Below are 24972 nucleotides of genomic sequence, written 5' to 3' on the forward strand. Positions count from 1 at the left end.
TAAAATTTATCTAAAATTATAAAACAAAACTTACTTATTGATAAAGTAATTTAGCCTATATAATTTTAAACAAAATCAAACATTAAATTTAAAAACAAATCAGACATGAAAAATAGAAACTTTTTATTCGTATTAGCCTTAAGTGTGGGAATGTTTGCAACGTCTTGCAGCAACGATGATAATGAAGGAGAAACAATTATTCCTCTACAAGGAACTTACAACTTAAGCAAATCAGGTATTGTGGTTAACGGAACAGAACAATTAACTGACGATATTAGAAATACACCTGGATGTAACAGAGATTTTTTAGAACTTAAATTGAGTAATACAGCTGTTGTTGGTGATTACAGCGGTTCTAACTGTGCTTTGGTACAAACTGAAGGAACTTACGTAAGATCTCATAATGATTTAACACTTACTGTTGGCGGAGTTACTACAACTAGCGACATTATGAACCTTACTAACAAAGAATTAAAATTAAAAGATAAAGCAACAGGTGTAATCACAGTTTATACTAGATAATACTTTTAATTAGATTTTTGATATTTTTGGAATTGGAAATGAAAACGGAAATGACTTTTAGTTATTTCCGTTTTTTGCTTTTGTATTTTAATTTATCGGAATGTAAATGTCAAAAACGGCACCTTCGTTTTGTTCTCCAGAAGCTGTAATGACTCCGTTATGATTATCGACAATTTTTTTTACGATTGCCAGACCAATTCCTGTTCCTTTGTATTGATCTCGTCCGTGAAGACGCTGAAAAACTTCGAATATTTTTTTGCTGTACTGCTCTTCAAACCCAATTCCGTTATCTGCAACACTAATGTGGCAATAATTTAGTTCCTTATTCAAAGTGTTGTTTCCTAAATCTTCTCCTTTTTTAACTTCGCTTTTAATTTTTACAACAGCCGGGATATCTGGTTTAGAAAACTTTAGAGAATTACTAACCAGATTGTAAAGTAATTGTCTAAACTGAAACGGAATAATTTTTAGTTCGCAGGATTCGCCAATTTCTATAACTGCATCTTTTTGAGTGAGTTCTTCTTTAAGATCTTCTTTTACTTCATTAATAATTTTAGAAAGATCTGTTTTTTTAAAGATCCGTTCCTCGACATTGGTTCTGGAATATGCCAGCAAATCGTTTATTAAAGTCTGCATTCGCTGCGCCGCATTTTGCATTCGCTTAAATTTGTCTTTGCCCGTTTCGGATAGATTTATAGATTCTTTCTCCATAATCTGTGTTGCAAAAGTCTGAATTTTTCTGAGCGGTTCCTGCAGATCATGACTAGAGATGTAAGCAAAAGACTGGAGTTCCTGGTTCATCAGTTCCAGTTCTATATTTTTTTGTTTAAGTTCTAAAGCATTCAGTTTTAATTTATCATCGGCTTTTTTCTTTTCTGTTAAATCATGCGTCACTTTAGAAAATCCGATGATCTCATTTTTTTTATTATGGACTGCAGTAATCACTACGCTGGACCAGAAAAGCTTTCCATTTTTTTTAACGCGCCATCCTTCTTGTACTGCTTTTCCTTTTTCCCGGGCCAATTGCAGTAAAGTTTGAGGCAGTTTATTTTTTTTATCTTCTTCGGTATAAAAAACCTGAAAATTCTTGCCGATAATTTCTTCCGATTTGTACCCTTTTATTTTCTCGGCACCAATGTTCCAGTTTTCAATGATTCCATCCTGATTCAAATACAAAATGGCGTAATCCTGCACTTCTTCGACCATTAAATGATAGCGTTCTTCGCTTTTTTTCAGCGATTCATTCATCAAAAGCAGTTCTCTGGTTCTTGCTGCAACCTGCTGTTCCAATTCCTGAGAAAAAGCCTTTTCGGTATGAATATCAGAAAAAGCGCCAACCCATTTTACAATTTTATTATTTTCATCCAGAACAGGTTCGCCAATTGCGGTATGCCATCTGTAAGCACCATCTTTTCTTAAAATCCTTACATCAGACCTGTAAGCTTCGCCGGTTTTTAAGGAGTGTTTCCATATTGCTGTATTTCCTTTGAGATCATCAGGATGTATTATAATGTTCCAGGATTCTTTTCCTTCAGGATGAATTCCAGAATATTTTACCCATTTTCCTGATGCAAACAAGTAATTTCCTTTTTCATCGGTTTCCCAAATTAACTGCGGAATACTTTCGGTGAGAGAGCGGAATCTCTTTTCACTTTCTTCTATTTTTTTTCTCGTTTCTACTTTTTCAGTAACATCAATAAGGGTTATTTTAATGCCGGAAATAGAATTATCGTTTTCCAGCAGCGGTGCAAATTCAAAATCTACATAAAAAGAATTGCTTTCAATAATAAGCAAAGATTCAGATTCTGCAATTACATTTCCGTTGCTGTATACTTCCTGCAGCAGTTTTGCATATTTTTGTTCTTGAAGTTCAGGAAATACGTCCAGAATTCTTTTTCCCTGAACATCGCTTTCATTTTTTTTCCAGATGTTTTTTAGCAGCACAAAATTGGCCATTTCTATTTTCATATCGGTTCCCCGCAAAATAGCTTTTGGCACTGGCGACTGCATGACGAGGTTTCTAAAACGAATAGCATTTTCTTCAATTTGCTGCTGATGTGTTTTTTCTCTGGTAATATCTCTGGCAGTTCCTATTAATTTCTCAGGTTTGTTATTTTCATCATAAAAAACTTTCCCTTTTCCCTCAACCCAATGAATCGATTTGTCGCTCCAGATTGTTCGGGTTTCGTAATTTAAAACACCTGAAACAAGCGCATCCTGAAGTGCTTTATTTCTAATTGGCATATCATCAGGATGAATATGCTGCACTAATTGTTCATGAGTTAAGTCTGTATTTTCAGTATAACCGCCCACGATTTCAAGATATCTGGGAGAGTAGATGAGTTCTCCAATTTTTACATTCAGCTCCCAGGTTCCCAGTTCGCTGGCTTCTAAAACAATGTTCAGACGTTCTTCGTTTTGTTCTGTTTTTTTTCTGGCTTCTACTTTATCACTTACTTCAGTCACGGTAACAATGATTCCGGAAATTTCCCCGTCTTCTTCTTTTAAAGGATAATAAAGGAAATCAAAATACGAAATATCAATTTTTCCGAATCGTTTTAACGGAATCGGGAGTTCATTTCCATGAAAGGGAATTCCAGTTGTCAAAACACTTTCTAACAAGCTGTTTACAGATTCTTTTACTTCTGGAAGCGATTCAAACAAAGGTCTGCCTACAAAGGAGCTTTCTTCTCGATCTACTATTTGCAGATAAGCTTCATTTGCCATTTCTACAAAATAATCCGGACCACGCAAAATTGAAATCCCAACTGGAGCTTGTTTAAGCGTATCTCGAAAACGTTTGTTGCTTTCTTCTATTTTTTTTGCAGAATCTTTCTCTTTTACAGTGCGTTTTATGGTTGTATCTAAAAGTTTTTTATTTTCAACGGCCGTGATTAAAACACCGCCTATCTCTCCATTTTCTAGTTTTATTGGGCTGTACAAAAAGTTATAGCAGCTTTTTTCTTCATCTCCATTTCTATCAACAGAAATTATAAAATCATCTAAAGAACCACTTTTTCCTTTCATTGCATCCGTAAACTTAGGTTCGATAATCTTCCAGATTTCCGAAAAAGTTTCTTTGGCGCTGCTTCCTAAAGCTTCATTCTGTTGGGGCGATGCAAGGATAAGACGAAAGGCATCATTATAAATTTGTGTAAAATCATTTCCCCAGGCAATGCACATTGCCAAAGGATTATTAAGCACCACAGCCGTCATCGTGCAAAGACTTTTTGGCCATTGTTCAGGATCACCTAAGTATGTTCTGCTCCAGTCTTTGGTGCGGCTTAATTTACCCATTTCTCCGCCATCGGCTAGAAAATAATGGTCCTTTTTGTTGTGGTTCATTCCAAAAAATGATTTATGGCTGGAGTATAAAATTTGCTCTGCTTGGTCGCTGAAAGTTATTTTCAGATGCTGTAATAAGTGCTTTTTCTATAACATTTTTTAATTTAGAAAAATCACCAGGTTTTCGAATGTAATAATTTGCACCTTTTTCGTACATTATATCCACAATACCACAATCCAAAGACGTGGAAATAATGATTACAGGAAGATTTTTTAATGCATCAATTGTCCTGATTTCTTTTAGGCATTCATGACCGTTTTTACGAGGCATGTTTACATCAAGAAAAACAATGTCTGGTAAATTTACCAAAGAGTCTGTCTTTAAATATTCCATTAGCTGTACACCGTCATGAACCATTTTTACTGTGGTTTCAAGCGAAATGTCTTCTAATGCTTCTTTAAAAAAATCACAGTCATCTTCGTCATCATCCGCTAGTAAAAGATTGTAAATATGCTTGTTCATTTTTATAAAAAGTAAAATTCTTTAATTTTAAAAGTACTGTAATGAGGTTTATTGCAGCAATTTTAATCGATGTTGTATCGCTAAATTTAATTCTTTTTAATAATAATTTAAAATTTTAATCTAATTCTTTTCTCGAATAAATTATCACCAGCAGTTGTAATTTATCGTTATAAATTGTTTTTTAGTACTTTACACAGATCTGTAGTATCAATTTAATTTTAAATAAGTAAAGAATTCAAAAAAAACGCCTGATACAATTTTTTGACAAATGCTGCGTTTTAATTTATTCTTGGATCTTCTTTAAATACTATTTTTTTTTAAAGTCGCATCGCCTTATTTTACGCTGCTTTCCACTTCACAACTTCTATAAAAACTGTATACATTTTGTACAAAGTGTATACAAATTACACACTCAAAGTATGTCTCAAATCAGCTAAAATGCTCTGCATCAATCAAAATTGATATTGGCACAGCGCTTGTAAATTGTGATAGTATCAATTTCTTGTTTCTTTAATTTTAGTTTGAATGCTAAAATCATTAGAAGTAAAGAAATTTTCTAAAAGCCTCACAATACGAATCAATAGAAAATACAAGCATGGAAAGCGAAACAATCTTAGCAAAACAATTTTATTCTAATAACGATGCCGTTATAAACGAAAGTTCATTAAATAGTTCCCTTTTTGGAACAAAAAACAAATCATCAAAAGCAATTGTAGAAAGACCTTCGAGCGGGTTTGGTTTAATGGTGCTGATTGGTACTTTTATTCTAATGCTGGCCGGAGCTTTTTTTGTGTATCAATTTCAACCCGATTTTGAGCAGTTCCAGATCGACAGAGTAAATTCTTCGTGGGGACTTCCTTTTCTAATAATTACAGGAATATTATTCTTTTTTCAGGCAGGAGTTTTTCTTTATAATTCTTATTTGTATTTGCGTTACAAAGCGATTCCTTCAGTTTCAGACGAGGAGCTTCCAACAATTACAGTAATTGTGCCCGCTTACAATGAAGGAAAATTGGTTTGGGATACTTTGATGAGTTTAGCAGCAAGTGATTTTCCAGCCCATAAATTAGAAATTCTGGCTGTAGATGACGGAAGTAAAGATGATACATGGTATTGGATGCAGGAAGCAAAAAAGAAACTTGGTGATCGTTTGTCTATCTATCAGCAGGAAAAAAACCAAGGAAAACGTCACGCCTTATACCGTGGATTTAATCTTGGAACCGGAGAAATTTTCGTAACAGTAGACAGTGATTCTATTGTTAAAAAAGATACTTTAAGAAATTTGGTTAGTCCGTTTGTAACCAACGAAAAATGTGGTGCAGTTGCAGGAAATGTTCATGTTCTAAACAATAAAACGGCTATTCTTCCTAAAATGCTGAATGTTAGTTTTGTAATGAGTTTCGAATTTCAACGTTCTGCAGAAAGCATGTTAGGTTCTGTATTATGTACTCCGGGAGCATTAGCAGCTTACAGAAGTACTGCAGTATTTGCCTGTCTTCCAGAATGGATCAATCAGACTTTTATGGGACAGCCGTCAGACATTGGAGAAGACCGCGCGATGACCAATATGATTTTAAAACAAGGGCAGCATGTTTTGTTTCAGAGAAATGCTGTTGTTTTAACCAATGTTCCGGAAGAATATACAGGTTTGTACAAAATGTTTATCAGATGGAGCAGAAGTAATGTGCGTGAAAATCTGGCTATGGCAAAATATGTGTTTACAGATTTTAGAAAAGAATCTAAATTTGGACCAAGATTATTGTTTGCAAATCAGTTCTTTAAAATCGTAATGACGTATCCGTTTTTATTGTTTATGCTGTTCTTTATTGCAATACATCCTTTATTGTTTTTAAGCTCAACATTTTTAGGAATTCTTATATTGTCAAGCTTCTCTGCATTGTTTTATGCAAAAAGATATAGTGTTTCAGAATCGTTTTGGGCTTACACTTACAGTATCTTTTACACATTCAGTTTATTCTGGATTGCTCCTTATGCCATTGCAACGGCAAATAAAAAAGGATGGCTTACCAGAGGCTTAGTAGTAGCTAAATAACCACGAGATTAGTTCTCAATCTATTATATTCAATTCTCAACAAAAAACTCCTGTTCGTTATGAACAGGAGTTTTTTAATATTTTTAAGTAAAGAAAATTACCAGCCTTTAATAACACCTTCTTTAAATTGTTCTTTTGCCACTTTTTCTACTGCAGCAGATTGAAAAGCTTTTACAAACTGTTTTACTTTTTCTTCGTTTTTATTGTCTTCTCTTGAAACTACTAAGTTTACATAAGGAGAATCTGCTCCTTCTACAAAAAGAGCATCACGAGACGGAACTAAACCAGCCTGCGCAGAAAATGTATTGTTGATAATAGCAACAGCAACTTTCTCGTCATCTAAAACTCTTGGCAGCTGCGGCGCTTCCAATTCTATTATAACAAGTTTTTTAGGATTCTCAACAATATCAATCACTTTAGGAAGTAATCCTGTTCCGGCTTTTAATTTTAGAAGTCCGTTTTTTTGCAATAACAATAAAGAACGCCCGCCGTTTGTAGGATCGTTCGGAATAGCAATTGTACTTCCGTCTTTTAAATCAGCAATTGATTTTATTTTTTTTGAATACGCTGCGATTGGGTATAAAAAAGTTTTTCCGACAACTGCCAGTTTATAACCTCTTTGCTTAGATTGTTCTTCTAAATACGGAAGATGCTGAAAAGCATTTACATCGATATCTCCCTGATTTAACGCTTCGTTTGGAACTACATAATCATTAAATGGAATTAACTCTACTTCCAGACCGTATTTTTCTTTGGCTTCTTTTTGTGCTGCCTGTGCTACTGTAAATTCAGGTCCAGAAGAAACTCCAACAGAAATATGATGAGGATCATTCTTTTTTGGACCGCCGCAACTTGTTAAAACAGCCAAAGCAATTACGAAAACTGCCGTTATATTATTTTTTGATTTCATTTTTTTAGTATTAAAATTATTATCTATGGTCAAAATATTTTGAAAGTCTGTCTCCTGCAAATTGTATGATAAATACCAGAATGACAAGCAGAATAAGAACAGTATTCATAATCGTACTGTCATAACCAATATAACCGTATTGATATCCTATTTGTCCTAATCCGCCAGCTCCAACAGCACCGCCCATTGCAGAATAACCTACAAGTGTAATAAAAGTGATGGCTGCAGCATTGATCAGAGAAGGAAGTGCTTCTGGCATTAATACCTTAAAAATAATCTGCAAAGGTGTTGCACCCAGCGCCCTTGCTGCTTCTATTAATCCCTGCGGTAAAGCTAAAAGACTATTTTCTACCAAACGTGCAATAAATGGCGCTGCTCCAATACTTAACGGAACTAAAGCGGCGCTTACACCAATCGAAGTGCCAATAAGAGCTCTTGTAAAAGGAATCATCCAGACAATTAAAATGATAAAAGGAATCGAACGAAAAACGTTTACCGTTATAGAAAGGATGCGATTAAGAGTAGTATGTTCTAATAATTGTCCTTTTCTGGTAAGGAACAAAAATATTCCGGCAGGCAGACCCAGAACAAAACCGAAAAATCCCGATACAAATGTCATGACTATCGTTTCCCAGGTTCCTTGTATTAGTAAATTTATAACAGATTCAGACATGGCCTAAAATTTGAGTTTTAATATGATTTTCTTTAAAATATTCGATGGCTAGTTTTTGATTTTCTGTCGTTCCCGAAAGATCAACCAAAAGAATTCCTAAACGTGTTGTACCTGCATAGGTAGTCTGCGCGCTGACAATACTGGCATTGATTCCGAATCGTGTTGCGGCTTGTGTCAATAAAGGTTCGTCGGTGCTTTTTCCTGTAAATTCTAATTGCAGTAACGTATTGCTGTCTGCCGTCCAATTGGTTTTTAACTTATCGGCATAAAACTGAGGCAGATCAACATGAAGGGCAGAAGCGATAAATTTTTGTGTAATCGGATCTTTTGCGCTCGTAAAAATTTCGCTCAAAGTTCCGTGTTCAATAACTTCACCGTGACTGATTACGGCAACAGTATCGCAGATCGCTCTTACAACTTCCATTTGGTGTGTAATCAGCAAAATGGTAATATTGAGTTTATTATTTATATTTTTTATAAGATTTAAAATAGATCTTGTAGTTGCAGGATCGAGCGCACTTGTAGCTTCATCACAAAGCAAAACTTTAGGATTGTTGGCAAGCGTTCTTGCAATGGCGACACGTTGTTTTTGTCCGCCTGATAAACTTGCAGGATAATCATTTCTCTTTTCTGTTAATCCAACTAATTCTAAAAGTTCTTCTACACGATGCTTAATTTCTTTTTTTGAAATGCCTGCTAATTCTAATGAAAAAGCAACATTGTCGTAAACTGTGCGGGAAGAAAGCAGATTAAAATGCTGAAAGATCATTCCGATTTCTCTTCTTTTCAGCGTTAATTCTTTTGCAGATAATTCTAAAAGATTAATGTCGTCTACAATAACTTGTCCGGAATCAGGTCTTTCTAAAAGATTTACACAGCGAATAAGGGTGCTTTTTCCGGCACCAGAAGTTCCGATAATGCCAAAAATAGCACCTTGCGGAATTTGAAGCGAGACGTTTTTTAAAGCGTGAAAAGTGCCGCGCGGTGTCTTAAAAGATTTACTTATATTTTTTAATTCAATCATTTTATTTTGATGGGTAATAAATACGGTATGTTTTTAATGAAAATGAAATATGCGGCAAAGGTAAGGCTAAAAACCTGCAATTTCATTCAATCGCAGCCAACTTGTACTGAATCTGACTCGGTTTATGCACTTTATTCATTGCCAAAAAAGTGTCTAAAAACACATAAAATTACGCAGTTGGTAATAACTTGACAGGTTTTGTAGAATTAAGATACAAAACAGCTGTAAAAAGCGGCATTATAATAATAATACCGCACGTCAAATTATCGGGTGTTTTTTATTCACCTATTTTACAATCAACTGATTAAAAACTCTTTTAGCCTTTTATTAAATTCTGCCGGCTGTTCCATCATTGGTGCGTGTCCGCAATGATTAATTAAATGCAGATAGGCATTAGGAAGTAAATAAAAGAATTCTTCTGCAACGCTGAGCGGCGTTACGATATCCTGCATTCCCCAGATTAATAAAACAGGAAGTGCTATAGAAGTAAGATCATCTTTAAGATTTTGATTTCGTGCCGCTTTGGCCGTGCGTACAACCGATAAAGCTTTTTCTTTATCCTGAATGGTATTGTAAACATTCTCGATTAAGGAATCAGAAATAATTTCCTGATTATAAAAAACCTCGCGAACTTTTTCGGCTATAAATTCAAAATCATTTATGCGCGGAAAAGACATGTCTAAAGTACTTTCGTATAATCCAGAACTGCCCGTAAGAACGAGTTTTTCAACTTCATTCGGATATTCTAAAGCATATAAAAGAGCAATATGTCCGCCTAATGAATTACCAATTAAAATGGGTTTTTCTATTTGATTTTCAGTAATGTATTCACATAAAAATTTTACATAATGCTTTAGTGTAGCGTCTTTTTCGCTTTTTTTATATAATGGTAATTTTGGAATGAAAATATTATGATCTGCCGAAAAATTATCTTTCACAGCATTCCAATTACTTAAATCTCCAAATAACCCGTGAAGCAGGATTAAGCTTTCTCTTTTTACTTTTACAGATTCTGATGTTATGATCGTATTTTCCATGTTTCAATAGGTTTGGATTGAATACAAATGTAAGGTTTTATATTTAATATACAAATTCTATGTAATTAGTAGAATATAAAAATAACATTTCTCTTTTTCTTTAAAATGCGGCTGCTTTTAGGTACTATTTTCTGTGAAGTTATTGCTGAACTAATTCTAATTCTTCAATAATCAATTTTTTCATTTTGGTATGAATATAATCTAAAGCTTCAGCATAAGAGATGTCATATTTGCGTTTGATGTTCTGCAGATGCAAAGGAAATCCGGAAACAATCTTGTCGTAATAAACGTTGAGTTGATTCTCAGAAGGCATTTCGTATTTTAAACGCAGTTGAAATCTTCTAAGCAATGCAGTATCAATAATCTCGTAATGGTTTGTAGCGCAGATTAATAAGCTGTCTGAGGGGAAATAATCAAAAAGCTGAATGATTGTATTGACCAAACGACGCATTTCGCCGACATCTTTATCATCACTGTCACGGCTTTTTCCGATCTGGTCAAATTCATCCAGAAACAGAACCGCTCTTTCCCGAATTGCTTTGTCAAAAATGGCTTTTAAATTCTTAGAAGTCTCGCCGATTCTGGCATCGATAACAGTACTGAGATTTACAATAATGATCTTTTTGTTGAGCGTATTGGCAATGGCTTTTGCAGTAGTTGTTTTACCGCAGCCCGAACTTCCGTGCAGTAAAATCTTGTTGTCTACTTTAAGATTGTATTTTTTTAATTCTTCAATATATTGATGTTCTTTAATGATCTGAAGCAAAGCAGATTTGTTTTCGTCGCTAAAGAATAAATCATCCAAAGCAATTTTCTCGGTATCGTTTACAGTAAGATCATTAAGATTCATGTCATTGTATTTTTTTGCAAAATTAAGGTTTTATTCTGCATTATTTTCGTTCCAGATTTCTTTTCCCAAAAAGCGGTTTCCAAATATCGATGTTCCAATTCTAACCATATTAGAACCTTCGGCAATAGCGAGTTCTAAATCCTGAGACATTCCCATAGAGAGTTTTAGATTCGTTAAACCGTCTATTTTGGCATCGTAAATTTTGTCCCGAATTTCTCTTAATAATCTTAAAGAAGGTAGCATTTTTTCTTTGTCAACATCCAGCAGGCCAATTGTCATTAATCCCTTAATTTGGAGTGTTGGATATTCTTTTATTTTTTTAATGAAAGCTAAAACTTCATCGGGCGGAAGACCAAATTTACTTTCTTCATAAGAAGTATTTACCTGCACAAAAACATCAAGGGTTCGGTGCTGTTTTTCTAATTGTGTATGCAGTTCTTTGGCCAGATTTAAGCGATCCAGAGACTGAATGCAGGAAACATATTTTAGCACGTCTTTTACTTTGTTGGTTTGCAGATGCCCAATAAAGTGGCGCTCGATAACCAGATCTTTTAATCCTGAATCTTTGTCGCGAAGTTCCTGCATTTTGTTTTCACCAATTAAGGTTTCTCCGGCTTCTACTGCAATTCGAATATTTTCTGGAGCAACAGTTTTTACGGCCAGCAAAAGTGCAACATCTGCTGGATTTCTCCCTGCCAGAAGACACGCATCTGTTATTCGTTGGTGAACTTCTTTCAGGTTTAAAATAATTTCGTCTTTCATGCTGTAAAATTATAGGTTTTCAGGATGGTGGTTTTGATCCAGTTTTGAATATTAAAAGTAGTCCAGATTTGTTATGAAAACGAGAGCCATAGCCCAGACAGCAGCGGCATCCTTTCTGTGCCTTCTTTAGGCAGAGAAAGATACAGCGGATGGCTGGAATAAGCTCCTGATTATTATTTTAATGAATGATCTGGACCAGTTAGAGCTGATTATTAAAAAAACTGGATCATTTTAGAATTTTAGATCTGCTGTAAATTTGTCTTATAAAAATCAATGTTTTAGGAAAGATTTTTTAGATATTAATTTTAATAAAGATTTTATGAAAATAGCGGTATGGGATACTTATGTAACCCGAAAAGACGGCAAAATTATGCATTTTGATATTTTGGTAGATGAAGATACAAAAAATGCAGAAGAGGTTTTTGAATATGGAAAAAAATACCTGAAAAGTGTGGCGCAGGAAGGGCAGGAGTTAAGCTCAAAAGAATGCAGATTCTGTCATATTGATAAGGCGCCAATTGAAATTGAAAACCAGGTACGGGAAAATGGTTTTTCTATTATTGAAATGGAAAACTGTAATTAGTTTTATTTTAGAATGGTTGATTGTGAGACTGAAAGTATAGCGGCTTTCAGTCTTTTTTTGTTTCTAAAAGTGCAGCAAGCGCAAGAATTCCTTCTTCCATTTGTGTTTCTGTTAATGAAGCGTAGCCTAAACGAAAACCAGAAATAGTTTCGCCAAAACTAAAGTTTTCCGGATTTATAATCTTGATTCCTTTTGCTAAAAGCTGGTGGTAAACGAGTTGTACATTTGTTTGGGATTTTGGCACAATCCAAAAAGCCAAACCGCCTTCTGGTCTTATAAAAGCTGCTTTATCTTTTAAATATTGACTGCAAAGATTTTCAAAATAATCTCTTTTTGCTTTATAAAGAACATTTGTTTTTTTGAGGTGACGCTTGATTTTACCTTCGTTTATAAGACTTAAAACTGCTTCTTCCATGATGTTGTCGCCTTGTACGTCTATAATTTTCCTGTGTCGGCTTATTTTCTCAATATTTTCGAGAGAACTTGTCAGGTAGCCAATACGCAGTGCCGGTGCCACAATCTTACTTAATGTGCCAATATAAATATAGTTCTGCAGCGAATCGTAACTGGAAATGGGTAATATTGGCCGTTGTCCAAAATGAAATTCGTTATCATAATCGTCTTCTATAATTGTAAAACCATATTGATTGGATAATTCGATAAGTCTTAATCTTTTTTTGAGCGATAATGTTACGGTAGTCGGAAACTGATGATGAGGTGTAACGTAAATGGCTTTTATGTTGGGATATTTTTTAAGATATTCTTCGGCTTGGCCGATATCAATCCCGTCTTTGTTGATGTTAAGAGGAAGTAATACTGCGCCTGCATTTTCAAAAGCTTCCCATGCGGGTTTATATCCTGGATTTTCGATCATGACATAATCGCCTTTTTCAAATAAGCAGTGTGCGGCAAGGTACATCGCCATCTGACTCCCTCGTGTAATGCAGATTTGTTCTGGAGCAATACTCATTCCTCTTTTAAAATTGAGCATCTGCGCAATTGCTTTTCTAAATTCGGGATGCCCCAATTCGCTGCTGTAACCCATAATCTGCCATCTCGATTTTCTGCTGAATATTTCGCGATAAGCTCTCGCCAGATCATTCATAGGAGCGAGACGGCTGTCGGGAAGACCATCATCAAAAATAAGATGCGGTTTTGGTTCTTCTTTATCGATTTTTATTTTTTGGCTGCTGGTTTTAAGCGTTTTATTTTCAGGAAGTATAGCTGCAGCAAAAGTTCCTTTTCGGTCTATTGTAATCAGCCAGCCTTCTGCAATTAGAACGTCAAGTGCGGCCACAATCGTATTTCTATTTACCTGCAGCAGTCCGGCAAGCTGTCGGCTTCCCGGCAGCGCATTACCGCTTGTAAGTTTTCCTGTTTTTATCGCATTGATAACCGCATCTGCAATCTGCAGATAAAGGGCTTTTCCTGAATTTTTGTCAAGCTGAATCTCTAATGACCACGGTCGTAACATCTGGACTGTTTGTTTTGTAAAATTGAAAATGATCTAATAGTCCAAAATTACATTATTTTTTTGTGGATTTGTTTATAATTCAAAAATTCTGGTAGATTTTAGGCTGTAAAAGTAAAGATAAAAATAAGTCTTATTGTTTTGTAATTCAGTCTTTTAAAGGTTGTTTGCATCCTCTTCTTGGTGGTAAATTTGCATGTCTTTATTTCTAAGGACTTTAAAATTAAAATACCACATATCATGAAACTATTCAATCTGCTATTTTTTATTACAGCCAGTTTTTTTACTGCTCCAAAATCTGATAAAATAGAAACGCTGTCTGAAGCGGAAATGATTCGATTTAATAATCAGGTAACAGCAGTAAAAGCTCAAATTAGTTCTAACGGAATGTATAATACCAAAATTGCTTTTTTTGTTGATATGAAAATCAAATCGGGCAAAAATCGATTTTTTGTCTACGATCTTGAGAACGACAAAATCTTATATCAGGGATTGACTGCCAATGGTTCCGGTTCTGAAACCGGAGTTAGCGGCGAACTGAAATTTAGTAACGAACCCAATTCCAACAGTACTTCATTAGGAAATTATGCAATAGGAAAATCATACTATGGCAAGTTCGGAAAATCATATAAATTATGCGGTCTTGATGCGACAAACAATAATGCCTCAAAAAGAGCCATTGTACTACATTCTTATTCTGCTGTGCCAGAAGCAGAACAAGATTATTATATTGCTTTAAGCCACGGCTGTCCTATGGTAAATGAAGTTTTCTTTAAGAAACTGGAGAAAATAATAGATGCTTCAAAATCGACTATTGTCTTAGATATTTATTACTAAATAGACTATTCAGAAAGATTTAGTTATTAAAGGAACTGTAAGTCAGTTTTCTCCAAAGCCATTCGAGAGGACCATGTTTATGAAATCTTAGCCACACGGTTGTCAGCAGAATCTGAATCACCCAAATAATGATCACTATCGGAATTAATTCAAATCTGGAGAATTGATTAAACTGTCCGAAACCGTAACCGTAAAAAATAATTCCGGCAATAATGCTCTGAAAAATATAGTTAGATAAAGCAGTGCGGCCAATATTTGAAATTATTTTTAATTTGATGTTTTTTAGGAATCGCTGATAAATGCCATTTAGAATTAAAACATATCCTACGCCCAAAGTTTCTCTTGGAAAAGTATAGAGCAGATTTTCCCAAAAGCTCACTACGGGTTTCTGATCTTCAAAAGTCCAATGGTAATATCTGTAGTAATTAATGATTAAGGCGATTGCTAAAACCAAAATACTAATCAGCCAATAATTTTTCCAAACGCTGTAATCTACAAAAATGCCGGTGCGGTACAGCATCATTCCGAGCAGCATAATAATTAATGTCGGAAATAGTATCGATTGATAGTACAGTTCTCCTTCGTGTACTTTTGCGTGTTCAAAAGATTTTTTTAAACCTTCAAAATAAGTTGGTTTTGGATTTTCGACTTCTTCTTTTTCGACTTTTTTAGTTGATTTTACCGCAAATCTTTTTTTCCATTCACTGATGGTTTTAGCTTGTTCCTCAGTTCTTTGAGATTCTTTTATTTGTAAAGCAGCCAGATAATCGTTTTGTTTTTTTTGCGAATTTAGTGTAGTAGTGTAAGCTTTGAATATGATAATGGAAACTAAAAGTAAAAGAACTAAAATTATACTTTTGGTTTTAAAAGAGCGAAACGGAATTAAAAGTAAACCACAAATTGAATAGTGATAAAGTACATCGCCGTCCCAGATAAAATAAGCATGAATGACCCCAATTATAAACAGCCAAAACAATCTGCGACCATAAATATCCATTGCTTTAAGACCGATATTTTTTGCTTCTAAACGTTCTAAAAAAATTACAAAACCAACTCCAAACAACATGGCAAACATATTGTAAAATTTACCCTGAGTTAAAAAATAAACCCAAAATCTGGTGTTGAAATCTATCGCACTTTCATAACCGCATTTCCAGGAACTCCAAGGGCTTTCGTAAGCAAAATTTTCAATATTAATAAACAATATTCCCAAGATGGCAATTCCTCTTAAAAAGTCAAGAGACGATATTCTTTCTGAAAGTACAGTGGGCTGTAATTGATTATCCATATTGCTTTAGTTATTAATTAGACATTTCCGAAACCAAAAAACATTTTGCGAAATTCTGTCGGATTTACACCTCTGTGTTTTTTAAACATATTATTAAAATGACTTTTATCTGTAAAGCCAAATTCTGCAGCAATTTCCGTAATCCTCATATTGGTATTTACTAAGCGGTTTTCTATTAGTTTAAGCTTATAATTGGTTTGATATTCCTGTAATGTTTCATTAGTATGTTTTCTGAAAAACCTCCCGAGATAGGTTTCAGAAATTCCGAATTTATTGCTGATGTGCTGTCCTTTTAGTTTTTCAGGATGATAAATATTTGCCTGCACATATTGCAATATTGCCACGATTTTTTTATCACTTTGATCGTTGATCTTTTCCGGAAGTTTTACCATGATATTCCGTGCGATAATAATCAGTAAAGTGTTAATGTATTGAGAAATAAGTTCTTTGTGGTACAAGCCTCCTTTTTCATGTTCTTTAATTATGGCTTCAATGATCGGGCGAACAATAATTTTATCGTCTTCATTTTGTATGATACAGCCAGATTGCTGTGGAGCATTTTTAAGGATTATTTCTATTTGCTGCAATAATTGCTGGTCATAGACTCCGTTTAGATAGAAGTTATTAAATCGAATGAAAAACAATTGTGTAGGCGCAGCAAAATCAAAATAGTTTTGATGATCAGGAGTCAAAAGAAACAAGTTTCCAGTTTCGTAATTAAAAGTAGTATTGTTTACAGACTGTGTGCCGTTCCCTTCAACAATGTACGCTACTTCAAAAATACTGTGCATGTACCCGGGTTTAGGGCATTCTTCTGTCAATTTGGTAAGAACCAATTCAAAAGGTTCTTCTAACATAATTTCTACCATATTAAAAATGTACACTTTAGAACACGAATATAACAACCTGTAATCAAATATAGCAGCATTTTGTAAGATATATTTAAAAGTAATTTATATACTAATTGGTATTAAAAATTCTGAGACTGTTCACTTTTTTTAAATTTGAAGAAAGTACGAGGGCTTTTAAATCATAAAAAATTGTATTTTAGTTGATCACAAAACCTAAATTTTGAATTAATTTAATCAAAACAATTTATTATGATTTCAAAAAACACAGACTTTGGATTACTTTTATTACGTATAAGTGTTGGAGGTTTAATGCTTTTTCATGGCGTATCAAAAATACTTCATGGTATTTCTTTCCTTCTGGAAAATATGGGACCTGTAGGTTATGCTGTTTATATTGGTGAAGTTTTGGCTCCGCTTGCCATTTTATTAGGATGGCGTACTAGAATTGCAGCAGTTGTTTTTGCAGTTAATTGTATTGTAGCAATTGCAGTTGCACATGCGCAGGATCTTTTTTCTATCAGCGAGCACGGAGGTTATGCAAACGAATTATTAATGCTTTATTTATTAGGAGCTGTGGCTTTATTTTTTACGGGCGCAGGAAAATATTCTATTTCTCATACTAATAAATGGGATTAATTTAGCGAAAATAAATAAAAGAAAACCGCACAGAATCAATAGAGACTGTGCGGTTTTTATATTTATAATTATTGAAAAGAGTATTAAATCAAAACAATTCTAATTGATTTCCGGGATTTGAAGGTTTAGTCTTTGGCGGTTTTGCATCTCCAAAAACTGTTTTTCCCTGATATTTATAAGATTCGTTTCTTTCTTTTTGAATTAATGCGTCAAAGTTATTATTTGGTGTAAAACCTTCTTCTGCTTTTCTTGAGATTTCTGATAATTTTCTAATAGCATCAATTTTATCATTCTGGCCAATTTTTGCTCTTTGAATTGCTTTTTGCAGTGTATTAATTGTTTCGTCATAAATGGTAATCGGAACTGGAAACGGATGCCCGTCTTTACCGCCGTGTGCAAAAGAAAAACGCGCTGGATCTTCAAATCGGGTTGGAGTTCCGTAGATTATTTCGCTTACCAAAGCCAGCGATTGCAGTGCTCTGGGTCCCATTCCTTTTAAGAGTAAAAGCTCTTCAAAATCTTCTGGTTTGTTTTCGTGCGTTGCCCAAAGCATTGCGCCAAGGCGTTTCATGTTTACATCTTCCATACGTACATCATGGTGTGCCGGCATAGAAAGATATTGCATTTCTTTCATTATTTTTGTTGGAGATTCTTTTGCCAGTTCTAATATTCCTGCTCTCGATTCCTCTGCAGACTGGGCAGTCAGATTTAAAATTGAACCCTGATTTTCTCCGTAAATAAAAGTATGAGGCTCATTTACAAAAGATTTCAAATCCTTTGAATGCCAGTGATATCTTCTGGCGGTTTTAGAATCTGGATTCATTCCCTGCTGAATAACAGCCCATTGTCCTTTATTGTCTACAATAAAATTATGCTGATACAACTGAAATCCGTCCTGAATAGCCGTGTTGTCTACTTTGGCTGTAATTCGGCTGCAATTGGCAAGATCCAGACCGTCCAGACCTGTTTTTTCTCCTACGTATAAAAGTTCTTGAGGTGTCTGCGTAGAATGTTTTCCTTTGCCGCCGCAGATGTAAATTCCTAATTCTTTAGAATGCGGATTTACCGATTTTTTTAAAGCGCCAAGTACAGAAGTTGTAATTCCCGACGAATGCCAATCCATACCCATAACGGCACCAAAACTCTGAAACCAAAAAGGATTACTCAATTTTGTAATTACTTCTGAAGTAGAAAATTCTAAGGCAATCGTTTCTACAATTGCAAAACCAAGTTTAGACATACGTTCGGCCAGCCATAAAGGGACATGGCCATAATGCAACGGAAGATCTGCTGTACCGGAACGTTTCATAAGAAGATTTGGATGTTGCAAATTTAAGTAAAAATAAGGCTGTCAGCTGTTAATAATATTTTTGCGTTTAACCTTAAAATCAAAAAAAAAGCAGAATAGTGTTAAAACCATTCTGCTTTTATATTTAAAATAGACTACATACTTATTTCAAAGTTGATTTGATGATTACTGCAGCTTGTTTTACAGCTGTTTGTACTGCAGGAACAGTAGCAATTGGATTTAAAAGTCCGTAATCGTGAATTAATCCGCTGTATCTGGTTAAGGTAACAGGAACTCCGGCTTCGTTAAGTTTTCTTGCGTATGCTTCACCTTCGTCTCTCAAAACATCATTCTCGGCAGTTTGTACCAAAGCAGGAGGTAAGTCTTTTAGTTGATCTAAACTTGCTTGTAATGGAGAAGCATAAATTTCTTTTCTTTTGCTGGTGTCTGGCAAGTAGTTATTCCAAAACCATTTCATCATATTTTTAGTTAGAAATCTTCCATTTGCAAAAGAATTATAAGATTCAGTTTCAAAATTGGCATCGGTTACCGGCCATAATAAAACTTGTAATTTAATATGTGGTCCTTTTTTATCTTTGGCCATTAAGGTAATTGCAGCCGTCATGTTTCCTCCAACGCTGTTTCCTACTACTGCAAGGTTTTTTCCGTTTACACCAATTTCTTTTCCGTTTTCAGAAACCCATTCTGTTGCGGCGTAAATTTCATTTATAGCAACTGGATATTGCGCTTCCGGAGAAGGAGTATAATCTGGGAAAACTGCAACAGCGCCGCTTTCTACAACCAAATCTCGAACTAATCTTCTATGAGTAGGATAATCTCCCAAAACCCATCCACCGCCGTGAATGAAGATAAATACAGGAGCATTTGCTTTTGCGTCTTTAGGTTTTGTAATATGAATTTTTACTTTAAGTCCGTTTTGAGAAATTACTTTTTCAGACTCTTCAATTCCTGAATAGTCAACTTCTACAGATTTTTGAGCACCTACTAATACGCCGCGTGCATCTGCAACGCTTAATTGTTCCAGAGGTTTACCATCACCAGAATTTAATGCTTTCAAAAAACTGCGTACCTCTGTAAAAACCTGCGGATCATTTTCGCCTTTGTATTGTCTTTCTTGTGCCATAACTATTGTATTAAGAGTTAAGAATGCGATTATAAAGAAACTTTGTTGTATTGATTTTATAGTTTTCATGATATTATTTTTAAAATTAAGAAAAAAGTTTTGCCTAACGTGTTGTTTCTTTTTAAGTAAAACACTGAATAGCAAAGTGTTTAAATGGAGTTGTAAATGGAATAGAGATTTAATTTAAGTCGGAACTGTTGTAGTTAATTGGTCCGCTTTTGTTTTTTACGCTGCCTTTTGATGCGGCTTTTAATTTGTGTTTCATATCTTAAAGTGTTTATCAGTTATTTTGATAGGACAAAGATATGGCGGTAGTAAAGCTGTAAAAATAGATAAAAGTCTATTCTAATTGTACATTTTTCCCTTGAAGGTATTTTTTCTTAAAATTAGCAGGAGTGTCTCCAACTTTATTGGTAAAAAGGCGGTTAAAATAAGCCGGATCTTCGTAACCAAGCTGATAAGCAATTTCTTTTACACTCAAGGCAGAATATCCCAAAAGCCTTTTTGCTTCCAGAATAATTCGGTCTTTGATAATATCGTTGGGCTGAGATAGCTCCAGACGATTAAATTTATTGGATAAAGTTTTTGGAGCAACGCCAAGAATGTCGGCATAATCTGCTACAGTATGTTTGGTTCTAAAATGAATTTCGACAAGACGGCTGAAATTCCTGAAGAAATCCATTTCTTTAGAGGATTCAGTATTCAATGCACCCAGCTGCTGTATTTTCCAGATTCGGGTAGCTTTTATGATTAATTGTTTTAGATACGTTCGAATCATTTCTTCCTGCGAAGAATCTGGAGAATCAAACTCTTGCTGGATCTGATCGTAAATGCTTTCTACAAATAAAACTTCCTTTTCAGGAAGCGCAGTCATAGGCATTTCAAAAATATTATTAAACAACAAACCGTCGCATGCTACTTCTGCATCGTGAATTTGTACGCAGTAAAAATCACGATTATAGTACATAAAGTAACCTTGCCCTTTTCCTTCTTTATCAATCTGCAGATATTGATTGCTGTTTATAAAAAACAAGGAAGGCGTTTTGGTGGTATATTGTTTAAAGTCAATAGTTACCAAATAATTCTCAGGCAGATAAAGAACTTTAATATACGTTTTGAAAGCATCACTATTAATTTCGTCTATAGAACTCTGGTTTAGTACAACAAACCCAAGTTTTTTATAATTAGATTCAAAAAAATTATGATTGCTCATCATATAAAGATTATTGTGCAGCGATGGTCAAAATTGTTTTAGGAATTTCCTCAAAAGCTTCAAAAGAATATGGCTTTGTCAAATAGGCTTTTACGCCAAGATTATCACATTTTTCTTTATAAGCAGGATTTATACTTGTTGAATATACAAAGCAGGGAATATTTTTGAAGTCAGCATCGGTCAAAATTTCCTGCAGTGCTTCGATGCCGTCAAGAATAGGCATGTTAATATCAGTAAGGATAATGTCGGGAATGTGATTGGAAGTATCTTTTAAATAATTTAAAAGTTCTTCTCCATTATTTACAATACTTACTTTTGAAAAATTTGGATTATTTGTAAAAGTTTGCAGCATTATATCAGCATCGTCGTAATCATCTTCTGCTATTATAATATGTAAGTTGTCTAATTGTGGCATTTTATGTTACTGGAAAAAAGAGGTTAAATATGGTTCCCTCATGCAGTTGACTTTCTACAGTTATGTCACCTGAATGGTTTTCCATAATTTTTTTACAAATTGCAAGCCCAATACCATTTCCTGAATATTCATTTTTGGCGTGCAATCGCTGAAAGATAGTAAAAATTTTGTTAAGATGACCTTGTTCCATTCCAATACCATTGTCTTTGATTTCAATTTTCACAAATTTACCGGCCTCCTCAAGCACTTCAGATTTGAAATTTTCTATTTCGGAAATCTGAATTAAAGGCGCAATATCTGGTTTGCTGTATTTTACAGCATTTGAAATAAGATTAGAAAAAAGCTGGCGCATTTGCACGCGTGAAGCACGTATTGTAGGTAAATTCCCGATTTCGATACTGGCATTTTTATCATTTATAATGATTTCCAGATCATCCTTCACTTCTGCAATTACTTCGGCTAAGTTTACAGCTGTTCGATCTTCTTGCGCTGTGTGCGAAGAATATTGAACTAAATCATCAATGAGTGAATTCAATCGCAGTACAGAAGATTTCATTACATTCATTGATTTAGCATCTGTTTCTGTTAGATTCGAACCATCAATTCTTCCATTATACATTACAATTTTTCTGAGCGGTTCTTTAAGATCATGCGAGATTACATGTATAAATTCCTCCAGATTTTTATTGATTCTGTTTAACTCATTAATTTTTTCCTCCAGCTTTTTTTGATGATGCAGCAGTGCTTGTTCATGTTTTTTCTTTTCAGTCAGATCGGTAACTACAACTCCAATTCCTTGAACTGCTGGTTCCAAATCTGTTAAAGCGATATAAGCGGGAAAGGTTTTATCTCCCTGAGTTTTAAATGTGATCTCATGCGTATTTACGCCATACTTCTGTGCCTCAATTAATGCCGTGAAATTGTCAGGATTATCAAAATACTCATAGATATAATTTCCAATTATTTTTTCGGAAGGTAAATCTATAAGTTTTGAGAAATAATCATTACAATATAAGATCAGTCCGTTTTTTGCGATACTTAAAGCTCCCTGACCAAATTTTTCAATTAAAAGTCTAAAGGTATAATCGGCAGTTTCCAGCGAATAAAGTTCCGGCACGCCGTTATTGTGCAGTACCAAAGCATCTACATCGCCGTGTTTGATAGCCTCAATTATGCTGTTAGAATCATAAAGCTGTTCTTTAAGCAGGTTTATCTCTTCTAATAAAGATTCAATATTTTTATTGGTAGACTCCAAATTATTAACTGATATTTAGTATCCTTAAAACCTTTTCCTTGTCTGATAAATCTCCAAGTATAATTCTTTCCGGTATAGGATGTGTTTTAATTAATGTAGGTATTGCTATAATTTGGTGAATCACCGCTTGTTCTTTATCACGACTAATGTCTATAATCTCTATTTCGTAATTGCCTGTGAGATATTTATCGCAAATGAGACGTAGATTTTCTATTGCACGTCCTGATTTAACAGACATACCTGAGACAAAAAGCAAAAATTTATGTTTGGCCGTACTGGAACTGTCTGAGGAATCATCCATTACAAAGTTTTTAAAGGTTTTATGTTAAGGCCAACAAGTACTCTTTCCTCGTTAGAAAGATCGCCGATTATTTTACGAATAGGTTCAGGAAATTTTCTCACCAAAGTAGGTACCGCCAGAATTTGATCGCCTTCTGCCAATTGCGGATTTTTGAGCAAGTCGATAATTTCTATACTGTATTTTCCAGTAAGATGTTCTTCTGCATATTTTTTTATGTTTTCAAGTGCTTTTATCGACTTTGGCGTCTGTCCCGCTATATAAAGCAGTAATTGCCATTCTGCTGCCTCTTCTTTTTTTTTCATCCTGCTGCTATTTTTTTTTGGAAGACAGTCCTGCCTGTAATTCTTCTGTTGCTTTAAGGATACTTAGTTCCTCTTGTGCTGATTCAAACTCTGTTCTGAGCGATTCTATATTAGATTCCAAGACTTTACGTTTACGTTCGATTTCTCTGTCTTTCCTGCTGATCTCATTCTGAAGTTTGATTTCATGAATAGTTCTCTTCAGTTGATGAGATTGTCTCGCTGTTCCGGTAAGTATTCCTTGTGGACCCAATTCTACATCGAGTAATTCGATACCTTTATCTGTAATTACAAATTCTCTAACTTGATTTGAATGTCCCATTCCTCGGGCTTTTACAATAAAAATACCGCGGTTTCTTTCTCCAATTCCTTCCATGTCACGCACGGTTATCCAGGTATCTACCAATGAAGAAACTGATTCTTCTGCAAGATCAGGTCTAAAACTATCTGTTTGTTTATTTAAAGAAGTAAATAAAGCTGTAATATTATTGGCTTTAAGCATATCGATCAATCGTACAAGCATCGAGCGAACTTCGTGCTCGCTTCCTACCGAAATAAGATTGCTTATTGGATCAATAATGATGGTTGTAGGTTTAAAATCTCTAATTAATTTCCTAAGTGTAAGTAAATGCAGTTCAAGACCATTTAATGACGGACGTGAAGAATGTATCTGTAACAAACCTTTTTTAATGTGTTTGTCAAGATCAATACCAATCGATTTCATATTTCGAATCAGCTGTTGCGGTGATTCTTCAAATGCAAAATAAATTGTTCTTTCTTTATTTTCGCATTGTTCGTTTGCAAAGTAACATGCGATTGTTGTTTTGGCTGTTCCGGCTGTTCCTGATACTAGTATATTACTGCCGCGATAGAATCCGCCTCCATAAAACATATCATTAAGTCCGGGAACACCTGTCAAAACAACTTCTGAGGAAACTTCATTATCTAATTTTAAAGAAGTAATCGGAAGTACAGAAATTCCATCAGAGTCTATAAGAAAAGGATATTCGTTTGTACCGTGTGTAGATCCTCTGTATTTTACAATTCGAAGTCTTCTGGTAGAAACCTGCTCAATAACACGATGATCCAAAACAATCACACAATCAGAAACATATTCTTCAAGTCCTTGTCTGGTAAGTGTTGCTTCACCGCGTTCTCCTGTAATAATTGCTGTGACACCTTTTTCTTTAAGCCAGTGAAATAATCTTCGCAGTTCGGCTCTTAGAATCGCTTGGTTATCAAGGCCGGAAAATAAAGATTCTATAGTATCTAATACAACACGTTTTGCTTTTATGGAATCGATAGCATGTCCAAGTCTGATAAATAAGCCATCCAGATCATATTCTCCTGCTTCTTCTATTTCAGCTCTTTCAACCCTTACATAATCTACAGCGAGTTTTTTTTCAGCTTTAAGTTTTTCCAGGTCAAAACCCAGTGACTTAACATTTAAAGTAATGTCTGCAGAAGGTTCTTCAAATGACATGAAGACTCCTGGTTCGTTATATTCTGTAATACCTTTAATAAGGAATTGCATCGATAACAATGTTTTTCCGCATCCGGCTCCTCCACAGATTAAGGTTGGTCGTCCCTTAGGAAAACCTCCATCAGTAATCTCATCGAGACCGTCAACTCCCGTAGGAGTTTTTGGAAATATAAAACTATGTGATTTTGATTCTTTTTGCACGCTATTTAGTATTCTATTTATCCAAATATACGTTTTCTTTGAGAATTTAACATTAATATTTATTAAAG

At 34.6% G+C, this 24972-nt stretch carries 24 protein-coding genes; 5 read left to right on the forward strand and 19 right to left on the reverse strand.

From position 1 onward, the window contains the following. The first annotated feature begins 105 nt into the window (after window positions 1-105). Window positions 106-522, forward strand: a complete 417-nt coding sequence (locus B0A68_RS14225; RefSeq protein ID WP_035680131.1) for a lipocalin family protein — start codon at window positions 106-108, stop codon at window positions 520-522. An 87-nt stretch (window positions 523-609) separates the two neighbouring features. Here B0A68_RS14225 and B0A68_RS14230 read toward each other — a convergent pair whose 3' ends face one another. Next, the gene (locus B0A68_RS14230; protein WP_035680129.1) at window positions 610-3867 is read right to left on the reverse strand and encodes a PAS domain-containing sensor histidine kinase; all 3258 of its coding nucleotides are present in this window, start codon (window positions 3865-3867) and stop codon (window positions 610-612) included. Between the two features lie 13 nt (window positions 3868-3880). Continuing rightward, window positions 3881-4330, reverse strand: coding sequence for a response regulator (locus B0A68_RS14235; RefSeq protein ID WP_035680128.1), 450 nt, complete (start codon window positions 4328-4330; stop codon window positions 3881-3883). 595 nt (window positions 4331-4925) lie between these two features. On the opposite strand from B0A68_RS14235, the gene B0A68_RS14240 reads away from it, so the two are divergent. Then, on the forward strand, window positions 4926-6383 hold the full coding sequence (locus B0A68_RS14240) for a glycosyltransferase (RefSeq protein ID WP_035680125.1): 1458 nt from the start codon (window positions 4926-4928) through the stop codon (window positions 6381-6383). Between the two features lie 97 nt (window positions 6384-6480). On the opposite strand, the gene metQ is transcribed toward B0A68_RS14240, so the two are convergent. The 6 genes from metQ to B0A68_RS14275 form a co-directional block, all read right to left on the reverse strand. Continuing rightward, the gene (metQ, locus tag B0A68_RS14245) at window positions 6481-7293 is read right to left on the reverse strand and encodes a methionine ABC transporter substrate-binding lipoprotein MetQ (protein ID WP_035687619.1); all 813 of its coding nucleotides are present in this window, start codon (window positions 7291-7293) and stop codon (window positions 6481-6483) included. Between the two features lie 19 nt (window positions 7294-7312). Further along, window positions 7313-7966, reverse strand: a complete 654-nt coding sequence (gene metI, locus B0A68_RS14250; RefSeq protein WP_035680122.1) for a methionine ABC transporter permease MetI — start codon at window positions 7964-7966, stop codon at window positions 7313-7315. Further along, entirely contained in the window at window positions 7959-8990 is a 1032-nt protein-coding gene (gene metN / locus B0A68_RS14255) for a methionine ABC transporter ATP-binding protein MetN (RefSeq protein ID WP_035680119.1), read from the reverse strand. The genes metI and metN overlap by 8 nt, the downstream gene beginning before the upstream one ends. Window positions 8991-9286: 296 nt before the next feature. After that, window positions 9287-10027, reverse strand: coding sequence for an alpha/beta fold hydrolase (locus B0A68_RS14265; RefSeq protein ID WP_035680114.1), 741 nt, complete (start codon window positions 10025-10027; stop codon window positions 9287-9289). A gap of 139 nt (window positions 10028-10166) precedes the next feature. After that, complete coding sequence (locus B0A68_RS14270) at window positions 10167-10877, reverse strand: AAA family ATPase (protein ID WP_035680111.1); 711 nt, start codon at window positions 10875-10877, stop codon at window positions 10167-10169. A 30-nt stretch (window positions 10878-10907) separates the two neighbouring features. Next, on the reverse strand, window positions 10908-11639 hold the full coding sequence (locus tag B0A68_RS14275) for a YggS family pyridoxal phosphate-dependent enzyme (protein ID WP_035680108.1): 732 nt from the start codon (window positions 11637-11639) through the stop codon (window positions 10908-10910). A 319-nt stretch (window positions 11640-11958) separates the two neighbouring features. Here B0A68_RS14275 and B0A68_RS14280 point away from each other — a divergent pair, with 319 nt between their 5' ends. Continuing rightward, the gene (locus tag B0A68_RS14280) at window positions 11959-12222 is read left to right on the forward strand and encodes a DUF2024 family protein (protein ID WP_035687616.1); all 264 of its coding nucleotides are present in this window, start codon (window positions 11959-11961) and stop codon (window positions 12220-12222) included. Window positions 12223-12268: 46 nt separating this feature from the next. Here B0A68_RS14280 and pdxR read toward each other — a convergent pair whose 3' ends face one another. Then, window positions 12269-13696 (reverse strand): MocR-like pyridoxine biosynthesis transcription factor PdxR, encoded by a 1428-nt coding sequence (gene pdxR / locus B0A68_RS14285; RefSeq protein WP_035680105.1) that lies wholly within the window; start codon window positions 13694-13696, stop codon window positions 12269-12271. Between the two features lie 237 nt (window positions 13697-13933). Here pdxR and B0A68_RS14290 point away from each other — a divergent pair, with 237 nt between their 5' ends. Then, on the forward strand, window positions 13934-14530 hold the full coding sequence (locus tag B0A68_RS14290) for a murein L,D-transpeptidase catalytic domain-containing protein (RefSeq protein ID WP_035680103.1): 597 nt from the start codon (window positions 13934-13936) through the stop codon (window positions 14528-14530). 19 nt (window positions 14531-14549) lie between these two features. Here the strand turns inward: B0A68_RS14290 and B0A68_RS14295 are convergent, their stop codons facing one another. Continuing rightward, window positions 14550-15818, reverse strand: coding sequence for a DUF418 domain-containing protein (locus B0A68_RS14295; RefSeq protein WP_035680100.1), 1269 nt, complete (start codon window positions 15816-15818; stop codon window positions 14550-14552). Window positions 15819-15835: 17 nt separating this feature from the next. Next, entirely contained in the window at window positions 15836-16687 is an 852-nt protein-coding gene (locus B0A68_RS14300) for an AraC family transcriptional regulator (RefSeq protein WP_035680098.1), read from the reverse strand. A 231-nt stretch (window positions 16688-16918) separates the two neighbouring features. On the opposite strand from B0A68_RS14300, the gene B0A68_RS14305 reads away from it, so the two are divergent. Then, window positions 16919-17305 (forward strand): DoxX family protein, encoded by a 387-nt coding sequence (locus tag B0A68_RS14305; RefSeq protein WP_051892418.1) that lies wholly within the window; start codon window positions 16919-16921, stop codon window positions 17303-17305. Window positions 17306-17393: 88 nt separating this feature from the next. On the opposite strand, the gene B0A68_RS14310 is transcribed toward B0A68_RS14305, so the two are convergent. The 8 genes from B0A68_RS14310 to kaiC all read right to left on the reverse strand — a co-directional run bounded on the left by B0A68_RS14310 (window position 17394) and on the right by kaiC (window position 24904). Next, entirely contained in the window at window positions 17394-18614 is a 1221-nt protein-coding gene (locus B0A68_RS14310) for a DUF763 domain-containing protein (protein WP_035680096.1), read from the reverse strand. A gap of 142 nt (window positions 18615-18756) precedes the next feature. Continuing rightward, on the reverse strand, window positions 18757-19806 hold the full coding sequence (locus B0A68_RS14315) for an alpha/beta hydrolase (RefSeq protein WP_205623775.1): 1050 nt from the start codon (window positions 19804-19806) through the stop codon (window positions 18757-18759). Between the two features lie 271 nt (window positions 19807-20077). Next, window positions 20078-20953 (reverse strand): helix-turn-helix domain-containing protein, encoded by an 876-nt coding sequence (locus tag B0A68_RS14320; RefSeq protein ID WP_240475218.1) that lies wholly within the window; start codon window positions 20951-20953, stop codon window positions 20078-20080. 7 nt (window positions 20954-20960) lie between these two features. After that, window positions 20961-21365 (reverse strand): response regulator, encoded by a 405-nt coding sequence (locus B0A68_RS14325; protein WP_035680088.1) that lies wholly within the window; start codon window positions 21363-21365, stop codon window positions 20961-20963. 1 nt (window position 21366) lies between these two features. Beyond that, window positions 21367-22620: a sensor histidine kinase gene (locus tag B0A68_RS14330; protein WP_035680086.1), complete on the reverse strand. Its 1254-nt coding sequence runs from the start codon at window positions 22618-22620 to the stop codon at window positions 21367-21369. A gap of 4 nt (window positions 22621-22624) precedes the next feature. Beyond that, complete coding sequence (locus tag B0A68_RS14335; protein WP_035680083.1) at window positions 22625-22921, reverse strand: circadian clock KaiB family protein; 297 nt, start codon at window positions 22919-22921, stop codon at window positions 22625-22627. After that, on the reverse strand, window positions 22921-23223 hold the full coding sequence (locus B0A68_RS14340; RefSeq protein WP_035680081.1) for a circadian clock KaiB family protein: 303 nt from the start codon (window positions 23221-23223) through the stop codon (window positions 22921-22923). The genes B0A68_RS14335 and B0A68_RS14340 overlap by 1 nt, the downstream gene beginning before the upstream one ends. A 7-nt stretch (window positions 23224-23230) precedes the next feature. Beyond that, window positions 23231-24904: a circadian clock protein KaiC gene (kaiC, locus tag B0A68_RS14345; protein ID WP_035680078.1), complete on the reverse strand. Its 1674-nt coding sequence runs from the start codon at window positions 24902-24904 to the stop codon at window positions 23231-23233. Window positions 24905-24972: the final 68 nt, after the last annotated feature.

Origin of the sequence: Flavobacterium reichenbachii (genome assembly GCF_002217435.1) — a bacterium.
Taxonomy (GTDB): Bacteria; Bacteroidota; Bacteroidia; order Flavobacteriales; family Flavobacteriaceae; genus Flavobacterium; species Flavobacterium reichenbachii.